The 22,806-nt window shown below is 61.9% G+C and carries 26 protein-coding genes and 1 tRNA gene; 9 read left to right on the top strand and 18 right to left on the bottom strand.

Going from position 1 to position 22,806, the window contains the following annotated elements; genetic code table 11:
• Positions 1–242, bottom strand: a 242-nt coding sequence (locus ACINK1_RS04980; RefSeq protein WP_395760010.1) for a hypothetical protein, incomplete at its 3' end; no start/stop codon positions are given.
• A gap of 24 nt (positions 243–266) precedes the next feature.
• The gene (locus tag ACINK1_RS04975; protein WP_376802285.1) at positions 267–1,592 is read right to left on the bottom strand and encodes an RsmB/NOP family class I SAM-dependent RNA methyltransferase; all 1,326 of its coding nucleotides are present in this window, start codon (positions 1,590–1,592) and stop codon (positions 267–269) included.
• Positions 1,593–1,647: 55 nt separating this feature from the next.
• Between ACINK1_RS04975 and ACINK1_RS04970 the strand changes: the two genes are divergently transcribed.
• Together ACINK1_RS04970 and ACINK1_RS04965 are read left to right on the top strand one after the other, a co-directional pair.
• Positions 1,648–1,863 carry a DUF1674 domain-containing protein gene (locus tag ACINK1_RS04970; RefSeq protein WP_376802283.1) on the top strand — a complete coding sequence of 72 codons (216 nt, stop codon included), beginning with the start codon at positions 1,648–1,650 and terminating at the stop codon, positions 1,861–1,863.
• 153 nt (positions 1,864–2,016) lie between these two features.
• On the top strand, positions 2,017–2,712 hold the full coding sequence (locus ACINK1_RS04965; RefSeq protein WP_376802281.1) for an OmpW family protein: 696 nt from the start codon (positions 2,017–2,019) through the stop codon (positions 2,710–2,712).
• A 40-nt stretch (positions 2,713–2,752) separates the two neighbouring features.
• On the opposite strand, the gene folD is transcribed toward ACINK1_RS04965, so the two are convergent.
• Genes folD through ACINK1_RS04950 form a run of 3 tightly spaced genes read right to left on the bottom strand, consistent with a single transcriptional unit; the run spans position 2,753 to position 4,269 of the window.
• Positions 2,753–3,649 (bottom strand): bifunctional methylenetetrahydrofolate dehydrogenase/methenyltetrahydrofolate cyclohydrolase FolD, encoded by an 897-nt coding sequence (gene folD, locus ACINK1_RS04960; RefSeq protein ID WP_376802279.1) that lies wholly within the window; start codon positions 3,647–3,649, stop codon positions 2,753–2,755.
• Complete coding sequence (locus ACINK1_RS04955; protein ID WP_376802278.1) at positions 3,646–3,930, bottom strand: DUF167 family protein; 285 nt, start codon at positions 3,928–3,930, stop codon at positions 3,646–3,648. Before ACINK1_RS04955 ends, folD begins: the two co-directional genes overlap by 4 nt.
• Positions 3,931–3,966: 36 nt before the next feature.
• On the bottom strand, positions 3,967–4,269 hold the full coding sequence (locus ACINK1_RS04950) for a YggT family protein (protein WP_376802277.1): 303 nt from the start codon (positions 4,267–4,269) through the stop codon (positions 3,967–3,969).
• A 119-nt stretch (positions 4,270–4,388) separates the two neighbouring features.
• Here ACINK1_RS04950 and ACINK1_RS04945 point away from each other — a divergent pair.
• From ACINK1_RS04945 to ACINK1_RS04935, 3 genes are all read left to right on the top strand, one after another.
• Positions 4,389–4,464, top strand: a tRNA-Ala gene (locus tag ACINK1_RS04945).
• Positions 4,465–4,679: 215 nt separating this feature from the next.
• Positions 4,680–5,141: a TerB family tellurite resistance protein gene (locus tag ACINK1_RS04940; protein WP_376802276.1), complete on the top strand. Its 462-nt coding sequence runs from the start codon at positions 4,680–4,682 to the stop codon at positions 5,139–5,141.
• 35 nt (positions 5,142–5,176) lie between these two features.
• Positions 5,177–5,962: a glutamine amidotransferase gene (locus ACINK1_RS04935; protein WP_376802275.1), complete on the top strand. Its 786-nt coding sequence runs from the start codon at positions 5,177–5,179 to the stop codon at positions 5,960–5,962.
• Here ACINK1_RS04935 and ACINK1_RS04930 read toward each other — a convergent pair.
• The 6 genes from ACINK1_RS04930 to ACINK1_RS04905 are packed head-to-tail and all read right to left on the bottom strand — an operon-like array spanning position 5,913 to position 11,162.
• Complete coding sequence (locus ACINK1_RS04930) at positions 5,913–6,842, bottom strand: lipid A biosynthesis lauroyl acyltransferase (protein ID WP_376802273.1); 930 nt, start codon at positions 6,840–6,842, stop codon at positions 5,913–5,915. The genes ACINK1_RS04935 and ACINK1_RS04930 overlap by 50 nt on opposite strands.
• Complete coding sequence (locus ACINK1_RS04925; RefSeq protein ID WP_376802272.1) at positions 6,839–7,861, bottom strand: zinc-binding dehydrogenase; 1,023 nt, start codon at positions 7,859–7,861, stop codon at positions 6,839–6,841. The genes ACINK1_RS04930 and ACINK1_RS04925 overlap by 4 nt, the downstream gene beginning before the upstream one ends.
• Positions 7,862–7,885: 24 nt before the next feature.
• A complete protein-coding gene (locus tag ACINK1_RS04920; protein WP_376802271.1) occupies positions 7,886–9,160 on the bottom strand; it encodes a beta-ketoacyl-ACP synthase in 1,275 nt (424 codons plus the stop codon).
• A gap of 10 nt (positions 9,161–9,170) precedes the next feature.
• Positions 9,171–10,370 carry a beta-ketoacyl-ACP synthase gene (locus ACINK1_RS04915; RefSeq protein ID WP_376802269.1) on the bottom strand — a complete coding sequence of 400 codons (1,200 nt, stop codon included), beginning with the start codon at positions 10,368–10,370 and terminating at the stop codon, positions 9,171–9,173.
• Positions 10,367–10,837 (bottom strand): 3-hydroxyacyl-ACP dehydratase FabZ family protein, encoded by a 471-nt coding sequence (locus ACINK1_RS04910; protein WP_376802268.1) that lies wholly within the window; start codon positions 10,835–10,837, stop codon positions 10,367–10,369. Before ACINK1_RS04910 ends, ACINK1_RS04915 begins: the two co-directional genes overlap by 4 nt.
• Before the next feature lie 46 nt (positions 10,838–10,883).
• Positions 10,884–11,162, bottom strand: a complete 279-nt coding sequence (locus ACINK1_RS04905; protein WP_395760009.1) for an acyl carrier protein — start codon at positions 11,160–11,162, stop codon at positions 10,884–10,886.
• A gap of 164 nt (positions 11,163–11,326) precedes the next feature.
• Here ACINK1_RS04905 and ACINK1_RS04900 point away from each other — a divergent pair, with 164 nt between their 5' ends.
• Positions 11,327–11,914: a DUF3833 family protein gene (locus ACINK1_RS04900; RefSeq protein ID WP_376802266.1), complete on the top strand. Its 588-nt coding sequence runs from the start codon at positions 11,327–11,329 to the stop codon at positions 11,912–11,914.
• Here ACINK1_RS04900 and ACINK1_RS04895 read toward each other — a convergent pair.
• Entirely contained in the window at positions 11,856–12,452 is a 597-nt protein-coding gene (locus tag ACINK1_RS04895) for a hypothetical protein (protein WP_376802265.1), read from the bottom strand. The genes ACINK1_RS04900 and ACINK1_RS04895 overlap by 59 nt on opposite strands.
• A gap of 256 nt (positions 12,453–12,708) precedes the next feature.
• Here ACINK1_RS04895 and ACINK1_RS04890 point away from each other — a divergent pair, with 256 nt between their 5' ends.
• Complete coding sequence (locus ACINK1_RS04890; RefSeq protein ID WP_376802264.1) at positions 12,709–13,482, top strand: ferredoxin--NADP reductase; 774 nt, start codon at positions 12,709–12,711, stop codon at positions 13,480–13,482.
• A gap of 216 nt (positions 13,483–13,698) precedes the next feature.
• Here ACINK1_RS04890 and bhcD read toward each other — a convergent pair whose 3' ends face one another.
• The 4 genes from bhcD to bhcA form a co-directional block, all read right to left on the bottom strand.
• Positions 13,699–14,664 (bottom strand): iminosuccinate reductase BhcD, encoded by a 966-nt coding sequence (bhcD, locus tag ACINK1_RS04885; protein WP_376802263.1) that lies wholly within the window; start codon positions 14,662–14,664, stop codon positions 13,699–13,701.
• A gap of 67 nt (positions 14,665–14,731) precedes the next feature.
• Complete coding sequence (bhcC, locus tag ACINK1_RS04880; protein WP_376802262.1) at positions 14,732–15,895, bottom strand: 3-hydroxy-D-aspartate aldolase BhcC; 1,164 nt, start codon at positions 15,893–15,895, stop codon at positions 14,732–14,734.
• A 20-nt stretch (positions 15,896–15,915) separates the two neighbouring features.
• Entirely contained in the window at positions 15,916–16,863 is a 948-nt protein-coding gene (gene bhcB / locus ACINK1_RS04875) for a beta-hydroxyaspartate dehydratase BhcB (protein WP_376802260.1), read from the bottom strand.
• An 18-nt stretch (positions 16,864–16,881) separates the two neighbouring features.
• Complete coding sequence (bhcA, locus tag ACINK1_RS04870) at positions 16,882–18,072, bottom strand: L-aspartate--glyoxylate aminotransferase BhcA (protein ID WP_376802259.1); 1,191 nt, start codon at positions 18,070–18,072, stop codon at positions 16,882–16,884.
• 197 nt (positions 18,073–18,269) lie between these two features.
• On the opposite strand from bhcA, the gene bhcR reads away from it, so the two are divergent.
• The gene (bhcR, locus tag ACINK1_RS04865; RefSeq protein ID WP_376802258.1) at positions 18,270–19,085 is read left to right on the top strand and encodes an HTH-type transcriptional regulator BhcR; all 816 of its coding nucleotides are present in this window, start codon (positions 18,270–18,272) and stop codon (positions 19,083–19,085) included.
• A gap of 69 nt (positions 19,086–19,154) precedes the next feature.
• Here bhcR and ACINK1_RS04860 read toward each other — a convergent pair whose 3' ends face one another.
• Both ACINK1_RS04860 and ACINK1_RS04855 read right to left on the bottom strand, forming a co-directional pair.
• The gene (locus ACINK1_RS04860) at positions 19,155–20,021 is read right to left on the bottom strand and encodes an IclR family transcriptional regulator (protein WP_376802257.1); all 867 of its coding nucleotides are present in this window, start codon (positions 20,019–20,021) and stop codon (positions 19,155–19,157) included.
• 100 nt (positions 20,022–20,121) lie between these two features.
• The gene (locus ACINK1_RS04855; protein WP_376802256.1) at positions 20,122–21,618 is read right to left on the bottom strand and encodes a hypothetical protein; all 1,497 of its coding nucleotides are present in this window, start codon (positions 21,616–21,618) and stop codon (positions 20,122–20,124) included.
• A 100-nt stretch (positions 21,619–21,718) separates the two neighbouring features.
• Between ACINK1_RS04855 and ACINK1_RS04850 the strand changes: the two genes are divergently transcribed.
• The gene (locus ACINK1_RS04850; RefSeq protein WP_376802255.1) at positions 21,719–22,804 is read left to right on the top strand and encodes a glycosyltransferase; all 1,086 of its coding nucleotides are present in this window, start codon (positions 21,719–21,721) and stop codon (positions 22,802–22,804) included.
• Positions 22,805–22,806 lie beyond the last annotated feature (2 nt).

The raw sequence follows: 22,806 nt of genomic DNA, 5'->3' as shown, positions 1-22,806 counted from the left end.
GCTTCATTCTCGATGATCCGGCCGGCAACCGTGAATTTGCCGGCAAGCAACGACTCGCCGCGCCGCAAATTTCCCGCCCGCAGCGGATTGGGAACCGCGACCATCGGCGCCGACGGCGACCAGCCATGCATCATGCGCCGCAGCGGGCCTTGTGCCGCTGCCGCCACGAACCCGCGCACGACATCCCCCAGCACCTGGCGGCGAACGCTCCTCGCCCCTGCTTCGCTCTTTGCCCTTGCCATACTCTTCCGTTTCGGCAACCCGGCTCAATCCTGCGCTATTTTGCGCAGCCGGGCGACAAAGAATCCATCGATACCCCCATCCTCTTTGAGCATATCGGGGCGGCTGCGCAGCGTGCCCACGCCGGCAACCATGTCGCTAAAGCCGCCGATCTCGTCCGGCGCGATCGGGTCAAGGGCAAAGCCACGGTTGCGGACGAGAAAGGATGTCACCTGCTGCTCACCCTCTTCCGGTTCAAGCGAACAGGTGGAATAAATCAGCAGGCCGCCATCGCCGACCTGCGCCGCCGCGCGATCCAGCATTGCCGCCTGCTGGCGCGCGAGCGTGGCGATATCGCTTTCGCGCTTCAGCCATGCGACGTCGGGATGGCGGCGCAGCGTACCCGTTGCCGAGCACGGCGCGTCGAGAAGAACGACATCGTAAGGCCCGCCAAGGTCGACCTCCATCATGTCGCGCACCACCGGCTGAACCTTGAGGTGCAGCCGGTCCATATTACGCATGAGGCGCGCCAGCCGCGCCGGGTCGCGGTCAACCGCCGTTACTTTGGCGCCCCGGGCAGCCAGCGCCGCAGTCTTGCCGCCGGGTGCAGCACACAGATCAAGGACGCTCGCGCCCTTGAGCGCGCCTGCCGCCAGCACCACCAGCAAGGCTGCCGCGTCCTGCACCCACCACGCGCCCTCCTCATAACCCGGGAGCGCTGAAATCGGACCTGAATGGCTGGTGAGGCGGATGGTCCCCTGCGGCAGGAGTTTGCCACCGAGTGTGTCGGCCCATGCTTTGGCGTTGGAGCGCGCCGTCACATCAAGTGGTGGCTCGCTCAGTTGAGCGGCGGCCATCGCCTCGGTGACGTCCGCCCCGTAGGCCCTCATCCACCGCGCCATCAGCCATGGCGGGAGATTGGCCAGGGGTTGTGCCGCCGGCTTCTCCTCACGTGTGATGGCCCGCAAGACCGCATTGACAAGGCCGGTGAAGTGGCCTGCGTCCTTGTCCTCGCGGGCAAGGCGCACCGCCTGGTCAACGGCGGCGTGTTCGGCGACATCCATATACAAAAGCTGGGCAGCGGCACAGGCGAGAATGGCCTTGAGCGGCCCACCGCGCGACGGCCAGCCGCGCGCCAGATGGCCTTCCACAAGGGCAAGGACCTCGCCAAGACGCTGCATGGTGGTCCGCGCAAGGGCGGTTGCAAAGGCGCGGTCGCGGGGCTCGAGCCGTGCCAGCCCGGGGTCGCTTTCCATAGCCTCATCCAGGCGCTCATGCCGGTTCAGCACCGCGTCGATGGCGCCAACCGCCACCCGGCGCGCGGCAAGGCCCGGTATTTCGGGTAATTGATGACGTTCGGCCTTGATGCGCATGTCGATCGCCCCTGCCCTGCTTGACTTGCGTGAGTGGCGAGGCTTATCCCCAATCATGGACAATGGAAACGTCAAAGACACACCGTCCGCAACTCCGGCGCGGTCCGTAAACCCGACGCCAGCCGCCCAACGCGCCCTTGCCGAGGCCGAAGCCCGCCGCCGTGAGGCAGCACTCGTGCCCTCCGCGCCAGGCGAGATCAATGGCCGAGGTGGTCTTGATCCGGCCCGCTTTGGCGATTGGGAAGTGAACGGTATCGCCTGTGATTTCTAGCTGCGTCATTTTTGCAACAAATTTATTTTCACACACGCCCCGCCGACGTCTAATCGCCGGCATTTGATCCTGATCAATTTCTTTTGTCGCCACCGGCTTCATGAATGCGACACGTCGTCGCGATGACATGCACTGTCGGCAAAGGAAAGCATCATGAAAGCTGATTGGGTCGTAACCACCGCGCTGTTGGGCGCGCTCGCCACGACGCAGGCCATTGCGGCTGATCTTGCTGCCGGGCCGGAGGTTCCAGCAGCCGTCAAGGCCGAACCCGGACCCTGGCAGGTGCGCCTGCGCGGTATCTATGTGTTGCCGGAATTCAGCAACAGGACCTTGACGGTGAACGCAGCCCCGCTGGCCGGCGCGCGCATCGGGGTGACCGACAGCATCATCCCCGAACTCGACATCACCTACTATTTCACCAAGAACATCGCCGCTGAATTGATCCTTGCCGTCACGCGCCACACCGCTTACGGCGCCGGCTCGATCTCTGCCCTTGGATCACTGGGCCGCTCCTGGCTGCTGCCACCGACGCTGACGCTGCAGTATCATTTCACTGATTTCGGAGCCTTCAAGCCCTATATCGGCGGTGGTATCAACTATACCTGGTTCTTCAATACCAACTCGAACGCGCTGAGCAATTTCAGCCTGCGCGACAATGTCGGCTATGTCGCCCAATTTGGCTTCGACTACGCGCTCGATGATCATTGGGGATGGAATGTCGACGTCAAGCGCGTATTCCTGCTGACGACCGCCAGTGGCAATCTGGGAGCCTCTAACGGGCCGCGGGTTACCGCACCTTTGCGCCTTGATCCCTGGCTGATCGGCACGGGTTTGACATATCGCTTCTAGCCCACCCGGCAAAAATTGCGGCGCGAGCCGGTCAGCCGGTCTATCCGCGCAGCCAGGCGGAGCGCGGAAGGCGCAGACGTGCTTCTGCCGCATTCAGCGTATTGGCAAGAAGGCAGGCAACCGTCATCGGCCCCACACCGCCCGGCACGGGCGTGATGGCGCCGGCCACATCTGCAACGCTCGCAAAGTCCACATCGCCGACGAGCCGGCTTTTGCCCTCACGCTCGATACGGTTGATCCCCACATCGATAATGGTGGCGCCGGGCTTGACGAAGTCCGCCGTGACAAATTCCCGCCGGCCGACGGCGGCAACCAGAATATCCGCGCGCTGGCATAGCTGCGCCAGGCCGCGGGTGCGCGAATGCGCCATGGTAACGGTGGCGTTCTGCTGCAGCAGAAGAAGGGAAAGCGGTTTGCCGACCAGTGTGGAGCGACCGATGACAACGGCGTCCAGCCCGTCAAGCGTCGGATGGATCTGCGCCAGCAGCATCATCGCTCCAAGCGGCGTGCAGGGCACCAGCCCGGGCTGATCGGCAACCAGCCGCCCGGCGTTGATGGGATGAAGCCCGTCCACGTCCTTGGCTGGATCGATGGCGGCGATGAACTCCTGGGTACGCGCTCTCAGGCTGTCGGGCAGCGGCAATTGCAGCAAGATGCCGTCGACCGCTTCATCGCTGTTCAGCATCGCGATCTGCGCCAGAAGCGCTGCCGCGCTGACATCGGATGGCAGGCGGTACTCGAACGAGCGCATGCCAGCTTCAATCGTCTGTTTGCTTTTCGAGGCGACATAGACCTGGCTCGCCGGGTCATCGCCAACCAGAATGACCGCCAGTCCGGGCGCCCTGCCGCTGGCGGCGGTAAAGTTGTGAGCCGCCGCCGCAACCTGACGGCGCAGACGCTCGGCGAGGCTTTTTCCGTCGATCAGGCGGGCCGTCATGAGCGGGGTACCTTGAGGTGTTCGAGGGCGGACAATATGGCGGGCGGATCACCGGCGATATCGACGAGCTTGCGCCGCGAGCTGGCGCCCTGCGCCAGGTCAAAACAGCGCCGCGGCAGGGCGAGCGCTTCGGCCAGAAGGCGCAGCAGGGCGTCATTGGCCTTGCCATCCTCAGGCGCAGCACGCACCCGCACCTTCTGCATGTGCCCGCCATCGCCAGCGATGATGCCGCCGATCGCGTCGCGGTCAGCCTTCGGTGTCAGGCGAACTGCCAGCCTCACGCCGTCGGCTGTGACATTCCAGGCATTTTGCAAACCTCAGAGCCCGGCGCTGGCCACTGCCGGAATAAAATACCGGCCAATCAGGTCCTGGAGGAACCAGATGGCAAAAAGCGCCACCACCGGCGACAGATCAAGCCCGCCAAGATTGGGGATGACGCGCCGCAAGGGCCGCAATACCGGTTCGGTCAGACGATAGAGCAGATCGACAATCGAAGCGACGACGCGGTTATGCGTGTTGACGATATTGAAAGCGATCAGCCAGCTGGCGACCGCCGAAATAATCAGGATCCACGCATAGAACCCGAGAATCATATTGATCAGCAGAAGGACGGAAACCACGGACGGCTCCTTTTCGCGGTGAAACCATGGCGGTTCTATCTGCATGGCTCCCCAGCGGCAAGTCGCAAGCATCCTTGACACCTCGCCAATGCGCAACCTAAATGCCGCCTGTTCGGATCGGGGCTGTAGCTCAGTTGGGAGAGCGCCGCAATCGCACTGCGGAGGTCAGGGGTTCAAATCCCCTCAGCTCCACCACCGCTTCCGACCTATGATTGACGCTGATACCGCGTGCTGACGCACGGCAGTGCTTCATGATCAGCACTGGTCAGCGCCCTGTGATGGTTCTACAAAATATCCAGAGCTTGTTCAGCGAAGTGCACTTTTCCACTCCTGGCGGCGGACAGGTGACCGGCCCAGACGGTGCAAGGGCCGTGGAAATGACAAGACGTGAACGGCAAACAGGATTGGTCATGGGGTTCGACAAGACATTTTCGCTCCTGTCCCGGCTCATCGGTGGCAGCAGTGCGACTTTCGCGGACGACGACCCCCGCACGATATCCACCGCCCTGCTGTTGCGCGTCGCGGAAGCCGACGGCGTTGTCGCGGCAAGCGAGAACGCTGTCATACTCAATGTCATTCGCCGCGATTTCGGGCTCAGCGCCAGAGCTGCGAACGCGCTTGCGCTAGCCGGCGACAAGCTTGCGGCAGAAACCGATGACATCGCCCTTCTCGTGGAGCAGGCAAATCGCGGGCTTGATGCGCCAGGCCGCCTTCACCTCCTTGATCGTCTGTGGCAGGTGACGGTTGTCGATGATCGTGTCCACGAATTCGAGGATAATCTCGTCTGGCGCATTTCGGATCTCCTCGGTGTGCCGGTGCATGAACGCCTCGCCGCGCGCCAGCGCGCCGGCAAAGCGCGGCAGCCGCGTTGAGACAGCGTTGAGAATTGGCGGTTAAGATAGGTCGGATGTCGAAAATATTGATCATTCTCCATCAGGAAAATTCCTCGCCCGGTCGCGTTGGGCTGGCGCTGGAGGCGCGTGGTTACAGTCTCGATATCCGCCGCCCGCGCTTTGGCGATGCCTTGCCCTCGACCATGAGCGAGCATGCCGGCGCGGTGATTTTCGGCGGGCCGATGAGTGCCAACGACAATGATGATTTCCTCAAAACGGAAACCGACTGGATCGGCATTCCCCTGAAGGAGAACAAGCCCTATCTCGGCCTTTGTCTGGGGGCCCAGATGCTGGCGCGCCATCTCGGCGCCCGCGTCTACAAGCACGCCGAAGGGCGCGTCGAGGTCGGCTATCATCCCATCCGCCCGACCACCATCGGCGCTGAAATGATGAGTTGGCCGGAGCGCGTCTATCAATGGCACAATGAGGGGTTCGACTGCCCGCACGGGGCAACGCTGCTGGCTGAGGGGGACGAATTTCCCGTTCAGGCGGTCCGCGTCGGTGCGGCAGCCTACGGGCTGCAGTTCCACCCCGAGCTGACCCACGCCATGATGTATCGCTGGACAGTCCGTGGCGCTCATCGTTTTTCCTCGCCTGGCGCGCAGGATCGCGACCAGCAATTAGCGTTGCGCTATGAGTATGATCCGCCGCTGGTACAGTTTCTCGGCGCGTTTCTTGATCTCTGGCTGCACCCTCAAAAGGCGCAGGCGGCAGCGAGCGCCGGTGCCGGCGCGCCGGCGCAGCGTGCCTTCAGCGCCACTTGCGATGAAGCCACAGCCATTGCCCGGGATATTCGCTGATCCAGCTTTCAAAGCGTCGGTTCATCACGTCGACCGCGCCCGCAGGATCAATACGCCCGCTCTGATCGCGCGGGAGCGCCAGCGGCTCCGATAATTCAACGCGAAACCTGTAGCCGGGCAGGCGCACCACGCGCACCGCATGGACTGGACAATCATGGAGGCGGGCCAGCCGCGCGAATGCCTGATTATTCAGCGTTTCAATACCGAAAAAGGCTGACCGGATACCCGCATAGAAATATTGATCCGTCAGCATGCCAAGATGCACGCCCCTCTCCAGCACCGCGCTCAGAGCGTGCATCGAGCCGTGGCGCGAGGCGATGAGTTCGCCCATCGTCACCTCGCGCTGGGCATAGACCCAGCGGGCGATCCAGCGATTATTCGGCGCGCGGAAGAGGGCCGCCGCCTCCAGCCCGTGGGCGCTGGCCGCGACCATCGGCAATTCCCAATTGCCGAGATGGGCGGAGATGATGATCGCCGGCTTGTTATCATCGCGCAGCGCGTAAAAATGCTCAGTGCCGACAATGTCGATCCGGCCGGCCGCCGGGTCTTCAGGACGAAGGTCCCAGATATGATCGAGATGGCAATATTCGACAGCGACCCGGCCGAGATTGTCCCAGCATTCGCTCAGCACGGCGCGGTGCCACGCCTCATCCTTGTGGGGAAAGGCGCGCCGCAGATTGGCCATGCCGACCCGCTCCGACACCGGCAGCATCCGCCCGATTTTTCGTGCGATGAAACCACCCCATCCCGCCGCTTTCTCCGCCGGCACCAGGCGGACGACATGAAAAACGGCGGCGACGGCTAACGCAGCAGAAAAATCGCGAAGGTCGCGGCTCCAGCGGTAAAGCCGCGCCAGGATGCGGCGCAGGACCGGTGTCACAGCTTCACAACAACCTTGCCGAAGACGCGTCGGCTTTCCAGCCGCTCAAGTCCGACGCCGAAATCGTCAATGGCAATTTCAGTATCAATTGTCGGCTTGAGACCGATTGCCATCTTCTGCAGCCCGTCGGCGATGTTGCGCATGGACGCGCCGAAGGAGCCGAAGATGTGATATTGCTGCTGGAAGAGCTGCATCAGATTCATCTGCGTGGAAATGCCCGATGTCGAGCCGCAGGTCACCAGCCGTCCACCGCGCTTCAGGGACAGGAGCGACCCGTTCCACGTATCAACACCCGTATGCTCGAAGACAACGTCGACACCCTTCTTAGCCGTAAGCCGCCTGACTTTGCTCTCGAAGCGATCCTCGCGGTAATTGATGACATGGTCAGCGCCAAGCGCCCTTGCCTTGGCGGCTTTTTCGTCATCGCCAACGGTCGTGATGACGGTCGCTCCTATCGCCTTGGCAAGCGTGATGGCGGCCGTGCCGATGCCCGACCCTCCCGCCTGCACGAGGATCGTCTCGCCGCGCTCCAGCCGGGCATTGTCAAACAGCATGTGCTCGACGGTGGAGAAGGTGATCGGCGCACAGGCAGCATCAACCGCGCTGACGCCCTTGGGTACCGGTATGGCAAGGCGCGCCGGCATGTTCAGAACGTCCCGGGCAAAACCGTCGATGTGGAAGCCCATGATGCCGGCGACATTCTCGCACAGATTGTCGCGACCCGCCCGGCAGGCCTTGCAGGTACTGCAGGTGATTGCACCATACATGACGACAAGATCGCCCTGCGCAAAACCGTCCACCCCGACACCAAGGGCTACAATTTCGCCCGAGGCTTCCGCCCCCACGACAATCGGCAGCGTGCGCTTGGCGAACGCCATGCCGCGAAAACCCCAGACGTCAATGTGGTTGAGCGCAATCGCCTTGATGCGAATTTGGACCTCGCCGGCGGCAGGCGGCGGCGGCGCTGGGATATCGACCAGTTCAAGCTGACGTTCGGCAATGAGGCGAAGGGCGCGCATGGGAGGTACCTGCTGTTGGCTCGTTCACACCGGTTCGCCGGCAAGCACGAGCGCGACATTCTGTCCGCCAAAGCCGAAGGAATTCGACATGACGCGCCTGACGCGGGCGGCTCGTGCGGAGTTGGGAACAACGTCGAGGCTGATCGTCGGGTCCGGCAGAGCATAATTGATTGTGGGTGGCAGTGTCTGGTTGGCAATCGTCATCAGCGAGATCACCGCCTCGACAGCGCCAGCTGCCGTCAACGTATGGCCGATCATCGATTTGTTCGACGAGATCGGCACGCTCGCCATATGATCGCCGAAGACGGCGCTGCAGGCCAGCGCCTCCATCTTGTCGTTTTCCGGTGTGCTGGTGCCGTGCGCGTTGATGTAATCGATATCACCTGCCGTGACGCCGGCATCCTCGAGCGCCAGCGTCATCGACGCCATCATCGCCTTGCCGTCGGGATTGGGCCGGGTGCGGTGGAAGCTTTCCGCCCGCTCGCCGCAGCCCTCAACCACGCCGAGAATGGTGGCGCCCCGCGCGCGGGCTGATGACAGGCTTTCCAGGACCAGCGCCGCCGCGCCCTCGGCCATGACAAAGCCGCCACGGTTTTTCGAAAAGGGACGGGAGGCTCCCTCCGGCGGATCATTCTGGGTGGACAGCGCCGACAGCAGCGAAAAGCGGACGAGGGTTTCGGGATGGATCGAGCCATCCGTGCCGACCGTCAGCGCGGCGTCCGTTTCACCGCGCCGGATCGCCTCGACGCCAAGCTGTATGGCGGTCGCCCCTGACGCGCAGGCGGTCGACAGCGAGATCGGCGAGCCGAGCGTCCCGAAGCGATCAGCGATACGCTCCGCAACCCCGCCATAAAGAAAGAGAGGGTGCCAGTCGCCGTGACGCCCGGCAACATTGCGCCACAGATCGGGATAGGTGATGGGCCCGTCCGCGTTCAGTTCGCGCGCCAGGGTTTCACGATGCGGCCATTCAACCTCGACCGGGGGAACGGCGATGAACAAGGGGCCGGGGAAACGCCCCGGTGCGCCGATCTTCGCCTGCACGATGGCCTCGTCTGCCGCCGTTTCGGCCAGCGCATGTGACAGTTCAGGGCTGGAGACTGCCTCCTTGAGCAAAAAGTCGACGGTGCCGCCAATCCGCGTCTTGAGCCCGTCGGTGGGAAAGCGTTCGATAAGCTTGATGCCTGATTGTCCGGCGGCAAGCTGGCGCCAGTTCTCGTGCTTTCCGGCGCCAAGCGAGGTGATCATGCCAGCGCCGGTGACGACGACGATCGGACGACCTTGTGAATCATGATCCTTCATTGCCGTCTCCTCAGGCTTTGCCAACCATGATCAGGCCTTCGCCACGCCAATGCCCAACGCTTGTCACCAGGATATGCGATGGCGTTGCAGCAGCGGTTTCGATGACGTCGTTTCCAAAAGCCGGCAGGAAATCGTCGCGCGACAGGGCAAGCGCTGCAAGCGCCACATTGGCTGGCGCGCTGGCTTCGAACGAATGGCCAAGACGTGAGCCGGTGGCGCGCACCGCAATCGCGCGTTCCCTGGCAAGTGTCGTGAGAAAGGCATGCTCCTCGGTGGTTGCGGTCGCGATACCGCTGGCGCCCGAAAGGACGCCCATGGTCTCGTTCGTCATCGCCGGCGCCACGCCCCGCCACAGCCGTGACAGCCGGTCGGCAGTGGCGCCCGGTGAGCGCGCGCCACGATCAACCGCAATGGCGCCGAGACTGGCGAGCACCCGCATGTTACGCGCCTCGGCATGTTCGCGCGCCTCGATGACCAGAAATGCGCCCACCCCGCCCATGATCATGCCACCACCCTGTGCCGCCCGCTCCCATACGGGCACATAGTGATCCTTGATCAGCCCGTTGGCGAAGGCATAGATGATGCTCATATCCGGGCGATGCGCCGAATAGGAGCCGCCGACGAGCCCAAGATCGGCCTGGCCGGCGCGGATGCGTGCCGCCATGATGCGCAGGGCATCGAACCCCGCCGGTTCTTCCCCCATGAAGGTCCGCGACGAGCCGACGACGCCGTGCACGATCGAGATGTTGCCAGCCAGCAGGTTTGACAATTGTGCCAGAAAGAGCGTCGGGCGCAGATCATTGGCCAGCCGCTCATTGAGATAGGCACCCTTGTTCTGCGCCTGGCGCATGCCCGACATGATCGCTTCATCAACCGCGATATCGCGCTCGCCGCCACCTGCTGCCGTCACCATATGCGTGCGGCCCAGAAGCTCGCCATTGCCAGCAACGCCCGCATCCTGCAGGGCAAGTCCCGCCGCATAGACGCCGATGCGCTGCCACGGCTCCATCTGCCGCTGATCACCCTTGCGCGGAATCTGCTGATCATAGTCAATGGGCGCGATGGGGTGGACGGGAAAAGGTGGCGTCACGGCGAGATCGATCACCGGCGCCACGCCCGCGCGCAAGGCCTGCCAGTTGGCGTCATTGCCAACCCCCAGAGATGTCACCAGACCGATCCCGGTGATGACCACGTCACGCGGATGTCTCATGAGCTGCCTGCCTCTGTGAGCAGGCGCAGTTGCTGCGCCCGCTTGCGCATCACACCTGCAAACGCGTCATCGGGAAACGGCATGATACGAAAGAGGATTTCCGCGTCGCACACTTTCTTGCCGCCGCTGGCAATCGCCGTTTTGGCAATCGAATAGCCCGACCCCTCGTGGATGAGGCGCGCGTCGATATCGAGCATCTGGCCGGGCTCAACGAAGGAGCGCAGCTTTGCTTCCTTCACGCCGGACAGAAAAGGCATGCGGGTAAATCCGTTGAGCGCGAGAATGAGATAGCCCGCCGCTTGCGCCTGCGTCTCGATCAGCATAACGCCCGGCATCAGGGGATAGCCCGGAAAATGGCCCTCGAATACCGGGCTCGTGAGCGGCACTGTCGCCCGCGAACGCGACGTGGCGGCCGCCTGATCAAGCGCCACCACTTCGTCGATCATCTGGAAATATTCAAGTTCCATGGTCAACGAGCCTCAAGCGCAGCGACGGCCCGGCGCTGGAACCGGCTCATGCCGTTTTGGCGGCGACCAGCCTGTCGATTTCAGCCGACAGATTTCCAAGCACGAAATATTGTTCGGTCTTGGCCCGACCATCCGAGATATCCTGCGTCCATTGCTCGACCGGCAGCTTGACGCCGAATTTCTTGTCGATAGCATAGGTGACATCGAGGAAATCCAGGCTATCAATGCCAAGCTCATCGATGGCATGGCTCGCCGGCGTGATCTTGTCACGCTCGAGACTGCATGTCTCGGCAATGATGTCGGCGATGGTTTCGAAAGTCGACATGCGAACTCCTGATAGAGGCTTTGTGGCGACGCCAGAATGCGCCCTGCCCCGTTGACGGGAAGCATTTAACCAAGGTCGCGCTTTGGCGCAACGCTTGATCGATCGGAAGGCCGGGCATCCGAAACAGCGTGCGCGTCGTATTGTCAGATAACCGGGAGAAAGTCATGAAGCAAATGAACCTTGGCCGTTGGCGCTGGAAAGAGACGTGCCTTGCCCTCACTGTGCTGGCGGGCAGCTTCAGCGCGCTGACGCCGGCGAATGCTGCGCCGCTTGTCCTTGAGCGCTGGTTTGCGGGTCAGACCATTGGCGAAGGGACGGTTTCGGTGCCGATCGCCGGGCTTGAACGACGTTTTTGTGTCGTAACGCGCGGCAAAGCGGTCGGCGGCCGGTTTATTCTCGTTGAGGATTTCGTCTATGATGATGGCGAAAAGGAGCGCAAGACCTGGGTCTTCACCCGTTTCGCCAATGGCCGCTATGCGGGGCAGCGTGAGGATGTCATCGGCGAGGCGGTGATCTGGCAGGATGGCGATGTTGTGCGCCTTGCCTATGATATCGAGCTTAAAAACAGGCGCGACCGCTCAACCACCCGCCTTCATTTCAGCGATGTCATCCGTCTTGATCCCGATGGGCTGGCAGTCAACGACGCAAATATCAGCTTTTTTGGCGTGCCGATCGGCACAACGCGCGTTGTGTTCAGCAAATCATCGCGCTTGGATGCCAGATCGGCCTGTAACCGGCGCCAAGCGCGCTGATGCTGAGTGCGGGGGTTAGCACAGTGACGGCCGCGTTTGGCGTCCTCGTCTGCTCCCACCCTGCGGGCGAGTAGCGATAGACCCTGCCCTCCCGCCGGGTGACGGCGCTCGCACCTGCGGCTGCCACCGCGCCGTCCGGTAGCTCGTCAAGCCGGCAGGACAGGGATGGTTGCACCAGCCGCTGCTGGCGGAGCGCCATATCCATCTCATCGGCAAATCGATAGCCGCACGCCGCCGCATAGGCGCGGAACGCAGCGCGCCGGCATTCGGCGCAGGGGCGATGGCCGGCGGCGAGCGCCACCACCTCGTCGAGAAAAAACAATTCGCTGTAGCCCTTGCCCCAGACCTGTCGCTGGCGGCCCTTGAACGCAAGCACGCAACAGATCCAGCGGCGCGATACATAAGCCCGCCGCCCAGGGCTCTGATCGTCCCGGTGCAGCCTGCCACCACGATTGCCCATCACTGTCCCGCGCGCCGGGGTTGCCAGAAAACGGCCGAACGGATCGACGCGATTGGGGAGCGGGGAGCGTTGGCGCATGGCAGCCTCACGAAAATGTCAAAGCCGACGGCATTCTTCTGCGCTGGCAATTTAGGCGACCATTTCGTTACGTCGTCCTCGCTCGCATGGGAATAAAATTCTTCCCCACGGCATTTAGGGTCAAGCGCAGGGTTGTTTCGGGTAAAATGGTGCGCTGCAATATCTTGAGTCGGAGCGCTAACTGGTATACCACCTCATGGAATATCGGCCGATACAAGGTGTTTCTCGGCCCTCACCGCGAATATGGATGTGAGCCATGAGTGCGCTACGCGCCGAAACCGTTCTTGACGTCGAGCACTGGACGGAAAATCTGTTCAGTTTCAAGACGACCCGCAGCCCGTCCTTCCGCTTCGACAGCGGGCAGTTCGTCATGATCGGGCTTGAAATCGACGGCAAGCCGCTGCTGCGCGCCTATTCCATGGCAGGCTCTGCCTATGATGACACGCTGTCGTTCTTTTCCATCAAGGTGGCGAATGGCCCGCTCACCTCGAAGCTGCAGAACATCAAGGTCGGCGACCCCATCCTTGTTGGTGCCAAGCCGACCGGCACCCTCGTTCTCGACAATGTGAAGCCTGGCCGCAATCTCTACCTCCTGTCGACCGGCACGGGCCTTGCGCCGTTCCTCAGCATCATCCGCGACCCGCGTGCCTATGAGCGCTTCGCCAAGGTCGTCCTGGTCCATGGCTGCCGCTTTGCCAGCGAACTCACCTATGGCCGCCAGCATGTCGAAGAGATCAATGACGATCCGTTGGTGGGCGAGATGGCGGCAAACCAGCTCATTTATTATCCAGCCGTCACCCGCGAGCCGTTCACCCATCGCGGTCGCATCACCCAGCTGATCAACTCCGGCCGCCTGACGAGCGACATCTGCGTGCCGCCGCTCGATTCAGCCTTTGACCGTGCCATGCTGTGCGGCAGCCCGGCGATGATTGGCGATCTGCGTACCCTTCTCACCGCGCGCGGCTTCAACGAAGGCGCCAGCCATACGCCGGGCGAATTCGTCATCGAGAAGGCGTTTGTCGAGAAATAGGGTTTGACCCGCGCGAAAATACGTTGAGACGCGCAATTGCTCCTGCGTCTCACTTTGGTCTGGCGATCCAACGGATATCGTGCCGCTAACAGCAGACTTTCTGATCATGGTATCAGCGCGGCAGGCTGCGAAGGTGGGGGCTGGCCATCGCCTGTTCAGGTCAGGCGAAACCAGCCTCGCGGCCGATGATGGCCCGCGATAATTATCGCTATCGGGTCAGAACTCCACCTCGATTGCCGCCCCTTTGGCAATCGCCAGATCGACGACGGCTGACGCCACCGCGAGATCCTGCAGGCCGACGCCGGTGCCATCGAAGAGCGTGATCTCATCCGCAGACGAGCGCCCCGGATGCTTGCCGATGATCACCTGGCCGATTTCGGTGATCTGGCTATCCTTGATCAGCCCGGCGCTGATCGCGTGCTGGCATTCACCGATTGTCACCGACTGGGCTATTTCATCGGTGAAGACGGTTGCTTTTGCCACCAGCGCCGCCTCGACCTCCTGCTTGCCCTTGGTATCGGTCCCCATGCAGGCGATATGGGTTCCGGGCCGCACCTGATCAGCCTTCAGGATGGCATTGAATGACGAGGTGATGGTGATGATGACGTCGGCCACCGCGCCGAGCTGGTCGAGAGAGACCGGTTCGAACGGCAGACCTGCCTCGGCTGCAACGTCGGCTACACGCTTCAGCATGTCAGGCTCGACATTCCACCCCACCACCCGCTCGAATTTGCGCTGACCGAGGGCAGCGCGCAGCTGGAAAGCCGATTGATGGCCAGCCCCGATGATGCCGATCACTTTCGCGTCGGTGCGGGCGAGGTAGCGGATCGACAGGGAGGAGGCAGCGGCAGTACGAAGCGCCGTCAGCAGATTGCCGCCAACGATGGCGCGGCAGCGACCGGTATCGGCATCGAACAGGAAGACCGAGGATTGATGGTTGGTGATGCCCTTGGCCATGTTGTGGGGCCAGAAGCCACCTGCCTTCAGGCCAAGCGTCGGGCCATCGCGGTCAAACCCCGATTTGAAGCCATAGAGCGCGTCCTGATAGCCAATCGCCTCACGGATGACCGGAAAATTATAGGCGCTGCGCCGCGCCATGGAGGCAAACACCTGCTCGACAGCCGCCAGGCATTCAGACGGCGATATCAGTTCGCCGATCGCTTTTTCCGGTACGATAATCATGCTCGTCTCTCTGATGGTGACAGGGGCGGGTCGCTTGGCTGTGGACCGCGCCCCTCATGTCGCGTGATCAATAGGCCTTGCCGCGCGCCGATACCGGCCACACCACTTCGACGACGCCGTTGCGCACCCCCACATACCAGTCATGGACGTTGCAGGTGGGATCGCAATGACCGGGCACCAGACGCAGCTTCTCGTTGATCTTGAGAACCGCCTTCGGGTCATCGATGACGCCGTGCTCGTCGGAGCATTTGATGTATTTGACATCGTCGCGCCCGAAGATGAACGGCAGGCCGGAATCAACCGACTGTGCCTTCAGCCCGGCATCGCAAATGGCTTTGTCGGCCTTGGCGTGGCTCATGACGCTGGTCAGGATGAACAGCGCGTTCTTCCACTCGCCCTGGTCGATCCGCTTGCCATCCTGGTCGAGCACACGTCCATAATCAGCATCCATGAAGGCGTAGCTGCCGCATTGCAACTCGTTATACACCTTCGAATTGCTCTCGAAATAGTAGCTGCCGGTGCCGCCGCCGCTCACCAGCTCAGGCTTCAGGCCGACCGCTTCAAGCGCGTCAACCGATTCCCTGACCTGGGCAATCGCCGCATCGAGCTTGGCCTTGCGATCCTCGAACTTGTCGATGTGCTGCATGGCGCCCTGATAAGCCTGGATGCCTGTGAATTTGAGGTTCGGCGCAGCGTCAATAGCCTTGGCGATCGCTACGACGTCGGCGGCGGTCTTGACGCCGCAGCGCCCGGCGCCGCAATCGATCTCGACAAAACACTCAAGCGTCGTGCCATGCTTCACCGCGCCGGCCGACAGATCGGCAACGTTGGTGACATCATCGACGCAAACGATGATGCGCGAGCCGTATTTCGGCAGGCGGGCCAGACGGTCGATCTTGGCCGGATCGCGGACCTGGTTGGAGACCAGCACATCCTTGATGCCGCCACGAGCGAAGACCTCGGCTTCCGACACTTTCTGGCAGCATACGCCAATCGCACCGCCAAGCTTTTCCTGCAAGCGCAGCACGTCGACCGATTTGTGCATCTTGCCATGGGCGCGATGGCGCATGCCATGCGCCTTGGCGTAGTCGCCCATCTTCTTGATGTTGTGCTCCAGCGCGTCGAGATCGAGGATCAGACACGGGGTCTGAATGTCCTGTTCGCGCATGCCGGGAAGTGCCGGGACGTCAAACCCGACTTCAAGATCGTTCAGCTTGGTGATCATGTTCATGGGATTTCCTCTTTCCGTGCTTATTGCCAGGGCAGCTTGTCGAGGTCGACATTGCCGCCAGTGATGATGACGCCGACGCGCTTGCCGGCAAAGACGTGCTTGTTCTTGATGATGGTCGCCAGGGGAACAGCGCAGGAGGGTTCCATGACGATCTTCATGCGCTTCCAGGTGAGCTTCATCGCCTCGATGATTTCGTCCTCCGAGGCGGTGAGAATGTCGGTCACGTGGTTGCGGACGAAGTGCCAGGTGAGTTCCTTGAGCGGCACCTTCAATCCATCGGCAATGGTATTGGGGGCATCATCGGCGATGATGTGACCGGCCTTGAAGCTGCGGTAGGCGTCATCGGCCTGCTCGGGCTCGGCAGCATAGATTTTAACCTGCGGCGCCAGCTTCGAAAGTGTCAGGCAGGTGCCCGAGACCATACCGCCACCGCCGATCGGGGCGACGACCGCGTCAAGCCCGCTGACCTGCTCGATCAGCTCCTTCGAACATGTCGCCTGTCCGGCAATGACGCGGTGATCATTATAGGGGTGGACGAATTCAGCCCCCGTTTCCTTCACGACTTCGGCAAAGACCGCTTCGCGCGAGGTCGTGGAGGGTTCGCACTCGACGACACGACCACCATAACCCTTGACCGCGTCCTTCTTTGCCTGCGGTGCGGTCCGCGGCATGACGACGGTGCAGGGAATGCCGCGACGCCCGGCGGCGTAGCTCAGGCAGGTGCCGTGATTGCCCGAGGAGTGGGTGGCAACGCCTTTTGCCGCCTGAGCGTCGGTGAGGCTGAAGACGGCATTCGAGGCGCCGCGCGCCTTGAAGGCGCCAGCCTTCTGCAGGTTCTCGCATTTGAAGAAGAGCTCGGCCCCCGTCAGCTCGTTCATCATGCGCGAGGTGAGGACAGGGGTAAGGTGGATATGCGGCTTGATGCGATCATGGGCCGCAAGGACGTCATCGAAGGTCGGGATATACATGCGCGTCTGGTTCCTTGTTCAGGCGGCGGCCTGGGTGGCAAGCGTGGCGGAGCTGCGGTAGGCCTGCTGGGCGGCGGCGACGCCTGACCCCAGGCGGACAGGGAGCCCCAGATCAACCATGCACATTTCGAGCGTGGCGATTCCAGCGAGCGCCATGACATCCGTCAAGGCCCCGAGATGGCCGATTCTGAAAGCCTTGCCACCGAGTTCTCCAAGCCCCATGCCGAATGCCACATCATATTTTTGCGAGGCGTGAGTGACAATCGAGGTGGCGTCAAATCCGGCCGGTGTGCGGATGGCGCTGACCGTATCGGAATAAAGCTCTTCGCGGCGGGCACAAAGTTCCAGGCCCCAGGCATGGACAGCCGCGCGAACGCCGCTGGCAATGCGATAATGGCGGGCGAATACGTTATCAAGCCCTTCCGACAACAGCATTTCGGTTGAAAGCTTGAGCCCGTTCATGAGACCCACGGCGGGCGTGTAGGGATAGCCATTAATGGCGTAGCCGCGCGCCATGTCGCGAATATCAAAGAAAGTCCGCGGCAATTTGGCCGATTTCACGGCTTCCATCGCCTTGGGCGAAAAAGCCAGGATGGCAAGGCCAACCGGCAGCATAAAGCCTTTTTGCGAACCGGTGATGGCGATGTCAACGCCCCATTCGGCCATGCGGAAATCCATGCAGCCGATCGAGCTGACACCGTCGACGAGCAGCAGGGCGGGATGGCCGACCGAATCGAGCGCGCGCCGCACGCTGGCGATGTCGGAGCGAACGCCCGTCGCCGTTTCATTGTGTGTCACCAGGACGGCCTTGATTTCGTGCGCCTTGTCGGCAGCCAGCGCCTCGGCGAAGCGGTCGGCCGGCGTTCCCTCGCCCCACGGCGTCTCGATCACATCGACAGCAAGACCGTGGCGGCGGCACATATCGATCCAGCGATGGCTGAACACGCCATAGCGCGCACTCAGAACGCGGTCGCCCGGGCTCAGCGTATTCGAGATCGCGCACTCCCAGCCGCCCGTGCCGGACGAGGGGAAAACAAAGATCTCGGCACTGTCGCTCTTCACCACCTTTTTGACGCCGGCAAGCACCGGGCGCAGAATGTCGGCAAAATGGCGCGAGCGATGGTCAAGCGTCGGCATATCAACGGCGCGGCGCAGGACTTCCGGCATATTGGTTGGCCCGGGAATGAAGATGGGATTTTGCATGAACATCAGAGCGTCTCTCCATTTGTTGGTCGCAAGTTAGCAGGCATCGATCGGCTGCGATATATTTTTGAAAAAATTTTTCATTTTTTTTCTCATGTATTAAAAGTATATATATTACATGGGCTTGGATTTTTTCACAGCGGTATACAGCCGGCCTCCGGTGCGCTAGCCTGAAGCCGGCGCGCAACGCAGGCGGAACAGCGATGACGAGCGAAAACCGACGACGCGGACGCCCCCGGCAGAGCGCCGGGCATGCGCAGCAACCCTCCATTCAAGCCCTTGATCGAGCAATTGACGTGCTGGCTGTCGTCGCTGCCCATGACGGCGTCACCCTGTCGCAAATCGCGTCCGAGCTTGGGCAGTCTGTCGCGACGATGCATCGCGTGATCAATTCGCTCGAACAGCGCGCCATGATCGAACTCAGCAGGGACAGCCAGGAATGGCATATCGGGCCGGAAGCGTTTCGCCTCGGATCAGCGTTCCTGCGGCGAAGCAATGTCATCGAGCGCAGCCGCCCGGTGATGCGCCAGCTGACGGCGGAAATGGGGGAAACGTCGAATCTCGGTATCGAGTGGGAAGGAAATGTGCTGTTCGTCAGCCAGATCGAGACGCATCAGTTCATCCGCGCTTTTTTTCGCCCCGGCACCGTTTCGCCATTTCATGCCTCGGGAATCGGCAAAGCATTGCTGAGCATGTACGATCTGCCGCGCACGCGGGCCGTTCTGCAGCAATCAGGCTTCGAGGCATTCACCGCCAACACGATATTGACTGCCGATGCGCTGCTGGTCGAGCTCGACATCATCCGGCGCAAGGGCTTTGCGGTCGATAACGAGGAACGCGCCAAGGGCATGCGCTGTATCGCTGCGCCCATCCTCAACGGTTTCGGCGAGCCGGTGGCAGGCCTGTCGATTTCAGGCCCGACCGAACGCCTTCCAGATGCCCATATCGATACCATCGGCGGCAAGGTGAAGGAGGCTGCCCAGCAGATTTCATCATTGCTTGGCTTGCTGAAGGGATAGGGTTTCGTTTTTATTACGGCCGGCGTTGATGCTGCCACGACGCTGCGTGAGGCAAACGGCAGCGGGCGGCTAGCCGCTGAGTGCCGCCGCATCGCTCTCGCGGTCCTTGTGCTCAGGCACGATGCCGCCCAATGACTGGGTAATCGCCACGGCAACCTGCGCCACGATATGTCCCAGGCGATGAAACCGCTCATCGGATATACGGGCAGCCGGAGCGGAGAGTGAAATCGCGCATAACGGCTCACCATCGCTGTTGAAGACGGCAGAGGCAACACAACGCAATCCCGGATTGGCCTCCTCATCATCAAGCGCATAGCCATCCTGGCGAATCCGATGGAGCGCTGCAAAGAGGTCATCGGCCCGCACGATTGATTTTGGCGTCAGGCGACGCAGACCGAACGTCTTGACGATATGGCCGATATCGGGCGTTGCGTAATGGGCCATGATGGCCTTGCCAAGGCCAGACGACGTCATCGGGATGCGCCCGCCCGGACGCGTGATGGCGCGGACGATCTCGCGGCTTTCGACCTGGTGGAGAATGACCACTTCGCCCGCCTCGGCAATCCCCAGATTGATGGTCTCGCGCGTCTTGTCGCGCAATGCTCGCAGGAAAGGCAGGGCAGCGCCGATGAAATTGTTGCGCCGGGCAAAGGAGGCGCCAACGCTATGGGCCTGTCGACCGATACGCCAGGCACTTTCAGCCGCATCGAACATAACAAAACGGCGCTCTTCCATCGTCGTCAGGATGCGGTGCACCGTTGATGCGGACAGGCCGCTGCGCTCGGTGATTTCCGACAGGCTCATCCCTGCCTCAGCCTCGGCGATGACTTCAAGTATCCGCAGGGCGCGATCAACCGCCTGAACCGCGCCCTTGGACTGCGGCTCCCGCGCTTCACGCAGTGGCTTTCGCCGCAAAGGGCCGGATGCCTTTTTCATGCCTTCCTCCGATGATCGGCCCCAGCTGTCACGATGGGCGGATCGACGACGCGCGCCAACTAATAATCCGCCACCTCACCGGGGAACTGCAAGCCCCGCGCTAGCGCCGAAGCGCGGATGATGCGCCTGACGTCATTGATACCCAACCGGCGGCATCGATGATTTCGAACCTGTCGGTGAGGTTAAGCGTATGCACGCCGTCGCACGCCGCCCCGGCAGGCGGGCCAAGATGAGCCATGACTGTCTGCTCCAGGCCCGATCGGCTGACCGCGTCGATACGGCATAAGGTGAGCCCGCTGCCATAGCCCGACAGGCAATCCTGGGCCGGGCGCCACAATGCTCCGTTGCGGCGGACCACCGCGCCGCCCGGGCGCGCACACCGGGCATCGATCATGAATGCCTCCTCCCCGCAGGCCCGCCACGGCCCGAGACGGCTGTCGCTTTCAAACAAGGCAAGCGTATCCCAGGCCGAATCACCGAAACGATGGTCAGCCGCCGTCATCCACCACCGGTCATTCATGCGAAACGGCGTCGCATCAGACAGGTGCCGTCCGGCGATGAGCGTTCTGTCGAGGACCCAGCGATCGGGGAAGGGGTCGGCACGATAAAGTTCAAGAGCGCCGTTTGCGGCATTCTCCGGCATCATCCAGAACTGGCCGCTCTTGCCAAAGACATACGGGTAGGAGAGATGCGTGCCGCAGTCGAGAACCGGGCGGGGTCTTGTCGCCCGGCCCTGGTCGTCCAGCGTGAAGACGCTGATGATGCCGGAGCGCGTTGCATAGGGAAATTCTTCACAGAACACATAGGTCGTTCCCTGGTGCTCGAAGGGAAACGGATCGGCGAAATACCGTTGCCGATCATCATCAAGCCACGTCCAGTGCGAGGCCGGGGGCATGCGCAGCGTGTCATAGAGGCTCCCGCCTGACTCAATCCGGCGCCAGCCGATGCGCCAATGACCGTCATGAGCGACGAGCTTTCTCAGGCGCCGGGCAATCCGCGCGGTCAGGGTGCGAGAGATGAAGGTCAATGGCGAACCGGAACGATGCTCGGGCGATTTGCGCGCCACGCCCCTCCGTATTGACCCGTCGCGGGCCACCGCCCTGATGAGGTGAACGAGGCGCTGAGCGATGGCATGACGACCTGCTGACAGCGACCACGGGTGCTCAAGGGCTGGCAGCGCATCAGCCAGGATATGCATATCACCCCCGGTCAAGCTGACGAGCTGAAGCCGGGGAGCGCGTTCATCAAACAGCGCCGCGTCGCGCGCATTCTCGCCCGCCAGCCCGTCGAAAAGGGGAATGACGCTACCCGCCTCAGGATGGTCGCCCCCGCTCAGATCGAAAACGATGTCCGGCCTGTCCTGCGCCACCTGCTCGATGATGTCGTGAGGCTCACTCTTGCAGCTGACGAGGGGACGCCGATGACGGCGGCCAAGCAGCCGTTCCAAATCCTCAACAAGCGCCATACCCGGCAATGTCGACCTGCCCTGTCGCCATGACACAACGACGTGATGCGTGTCGTTGCGCAGCATCTTGATCAAATCGTCATGCCAGCCCTGAAAATCATCACGCGGAAGCAGCAAAGAAATGAACGCCATCGTTTTGATCTCACCGTCAGCGTCCACAACAGCGCGTCGGGATTAAATTTTTAACAAGCCGCGATATAGATTAGCCTGCTTTCGACGTAAGGGTGTCTTTTTGGCTCAAAGATCTCTCCTTTTCTACACGCATGCGCTGGTTGGCGGCGGGGCTGAACGCGTATGGGCGCGACTGGCCTCAGGTTTCGCCGCCCGCGGCGACAAAGTGACCTTTGTTGTCGATTTCCATGCCGAAGAGAATCTGCGTTTTCTCAGCAACGACGTGCGGCTGATCATATTGCCACGTCGTCACCCGCTGGCAACCGAAGGTCTTGCCCATCTGCTCAAAAGCACGGCGCCCGACGTCGTCTTGTCGGCGATCAGCATTTCGAATTTGAAATTGACGTTTGCGAGCTGGTGGGCCGGATGCGCCAGACGGGCGATTCTGTCCTATCATGGGTTTTATGAAAACGAGCCGCAATTTCTCAGCCGGCTCGGCTATCAATTCTCCCGCCATATGGTGGCCTCGACCGGGGCAACGATTGCGGTGTCGGATAGTCTGCGCGGCGACATGATCGCCCGTTTCAAGGTCGATCCGCAGAAACTGACGACAATTTATAATCCGGCGGCGATTGATCCCTTCCCCGCCCCCGTTACTGCAGCAGAGCTTGCCGCAAGGCCGCCTCATGTGGTGGCCATCGGCCGGATGGTCCCGGACAAGGATTTCAGCTTTATGGTGCGCTCCTTTGCGCGCACCAAAACGCCAGATGCGCAACTGACCATTTTTGGCGAAGGGCCCGAGCGCCAGAACGTGAGAGCGCTGTCACATCAGCTGGGGATTGCTGATCGCGTCCACCTTCCCGGGTTTTCGCGCCAAGTCTATCAGACATTGGCGGCAGCCAAATGCTTCGCACTTGCTTCCATGCATGAAACCTTCAGCCTGGCTCTCGTGGAGGCGATGTCGTTTGGACTTCCCGCCGTGGTGACGAGGAGCGGCGGCCCGCCTGAAGTTCTGGGTTCGCCGGATTTGGGCCGGATCATCGAAATTGGTGACATCGATGGCTATGCGAGCGCGCTGGATGAGCAGCTTGCCAACCCTGGCGATCCGGCGCCCCGGCAGGCAAGGGCCCGGCAATTCTCGCTTGAAGCGGCCCTTGATCATTATGACACGCTGATTGACCGGGTGATCGCCCGGGCTGCGGGCTGACA

Source organism: Raskinella chloraquaticus (SeqCode) (assembly GCF_021731865.1).
GTDB classification, from domain to species: domain Bacteria; phylum Pseudomonadota; class Alphaproteobacteria; order Rhizobiales; family UBA4765; genus Raskinella; species Raskinella chloraquaticus.
This window is presented reverse-complemented; position numbering and strand designations above follow the sequence as displayed.

Excerpts from the sequence above, each read along its gene's own strand:
- bhcC (WP_376802262.1), bottom strand. The coding sequence starts at position 15,895 with ATGAACATGATCACCAAGCTGAACGATCTTGAAGTCGGGTTTGACGTC.
- ACINK1_RS04890 (WP_376802264.1), top strand. The coding sequence starts at position 12,709 with ATGAGTGCGCTACGCGCCGAAACCGTTCTTGACGTCGAGCACTGGACG.
- ACINK1_RS04920 (WP_376802271.1), bottom strand. The coding sequence starts at position 9,160 with ATGAAGGATCATGATTCACAAGGTCGTCCGATCGTCGTCGTCACCGGC.
- ACINK1_RS04940 (WP_376802276.1), top strand. The coding sequence starts at position 4,680 with ATGGGGTTCGACAAGACATTTTCGCTCCTGTCCCGGCTCATCGGTGGC.
- folD (WP_376802279.1), bottom strand. The coding sequence starts at position 3,649 with ATGACGGCCCGCCTGATCGACGGAAAAAGCCTCGCCGAGCGTCTGCGC.
- ACINK1_RS04855 (WP_376802256.1), bottom strand. The coding sequence starts at position 21,618 with ATGGCGTTCATTTCTTTGCTGCTTCCGCGTGATGATTTTCAGGGCTGG.
- ACINK1_RS04910 (WP_376802268.1), bottom strand. The coding sequence starts at position 10,837 with ATGGAACTTGAATATTTCCAGATGATCGACGAAGTGGTGGCGCTTGAT.
- ACINK1_RS04860 (WP_376802257.1), bottom strand. The coding sequence starts at position 20,021 with ATGAAAAAGGCATCCGGCCCTTTGCGGCGAAAGCCACTGCGTGAAGCG.
- ACINK1_RS04915 (WP_376802269.1), bottom strand. The coding sequence starts at position 10,370 with ATGAGACATCCGCGTGACGTGGTCATCACCGGGATCGGTCTGGTGACA.
- ACINK1_RS04965 (WP_376802281.1), top strand. The coding sequence starts at position 2,017 with ATGAAAGCTGATTGGGTCGTAACCACCGCGCTGTTGGGCGCGCTCGCC.
- bhcD (WP_376802263.1), bottom strand. The coding sequence starts at position 14,664 with ATGATTATCGTACCGGAAAAAGCGATCGGCGAACTGATATCGCCGTCT.
- bhcR (WP_376802258.1), top strand. The coding sequence starts at position 18,270 with ATGACGAGCGAAAACCGACGACGCGGACGCCCCCGGCAGAGCGCCGGG.
- ACINK1_RS04975 (WP_376802285.1), bottom strand. The coding sequence starts at position 1,592 with ATGCGCATCAAGGCCGAACGTCATCAATTACCCGAAATACCGGGCCTT.
- ACINK1_RS04905 (WP_395760009.1), bottom strand. The coding sequence starts at position 11,162 with ATGTCGACTTTCGAAACCATCGCCGACATCATTGCCGAGACATGCAGT.
- ACINK1_RS04935 (WP_376802275.1), top strand. The coding sequence starts at position 5,177 with ATGTCGAAAATATTGATCATTCTCCATCAGGAAAATTCCTCGCCCGGT.
- ACINK1_RS04900 (WP_376802266.1), top strand. The coding sequence starts at position 11,327 with ATGAAGCAAATGAACCTTGGCCGTTGGCGCTGGAAAGAGACGTGCCTT.
- ACINK1_RS04895 (WP_376802265.1), bottom strand. The coding sequence starts at position 12,452 with ATGCGCCAACGCTCCCCGCTCCCCAATCGCGTCGATCCGTTCGGCCGT.
- ACINK1_RS04925 (WP_376802272.1), bottom strand. The coding sequence starts at position 7,861 with ATGCGCGCCCTTCGCCTCATTGCCGAACGTCAGCTTGAACTGGTCGAT.
- ACINK1_RS04970 (WP_376802283.1), top strand. The coding sequence starts at position 1,648 with ATGGACAATGGAAACGTCAAAGACACACCGTCCGCAACTCCGGCGCGG.
- bhcB (WP_376802260.1), bottom strand. The coding sequence starts at position 16,863 with ATGTATATCCCGACCTTCGATGACGTCCTTGCGGCCCATGATCGCATC.
- bhcA (WP_376802259.1), bottom strand. The coding sequence starts at position 18,072 with ATGTTCATGCAAAATCCCATCTTCATTCCCGGGCCAACCAATATGCCG.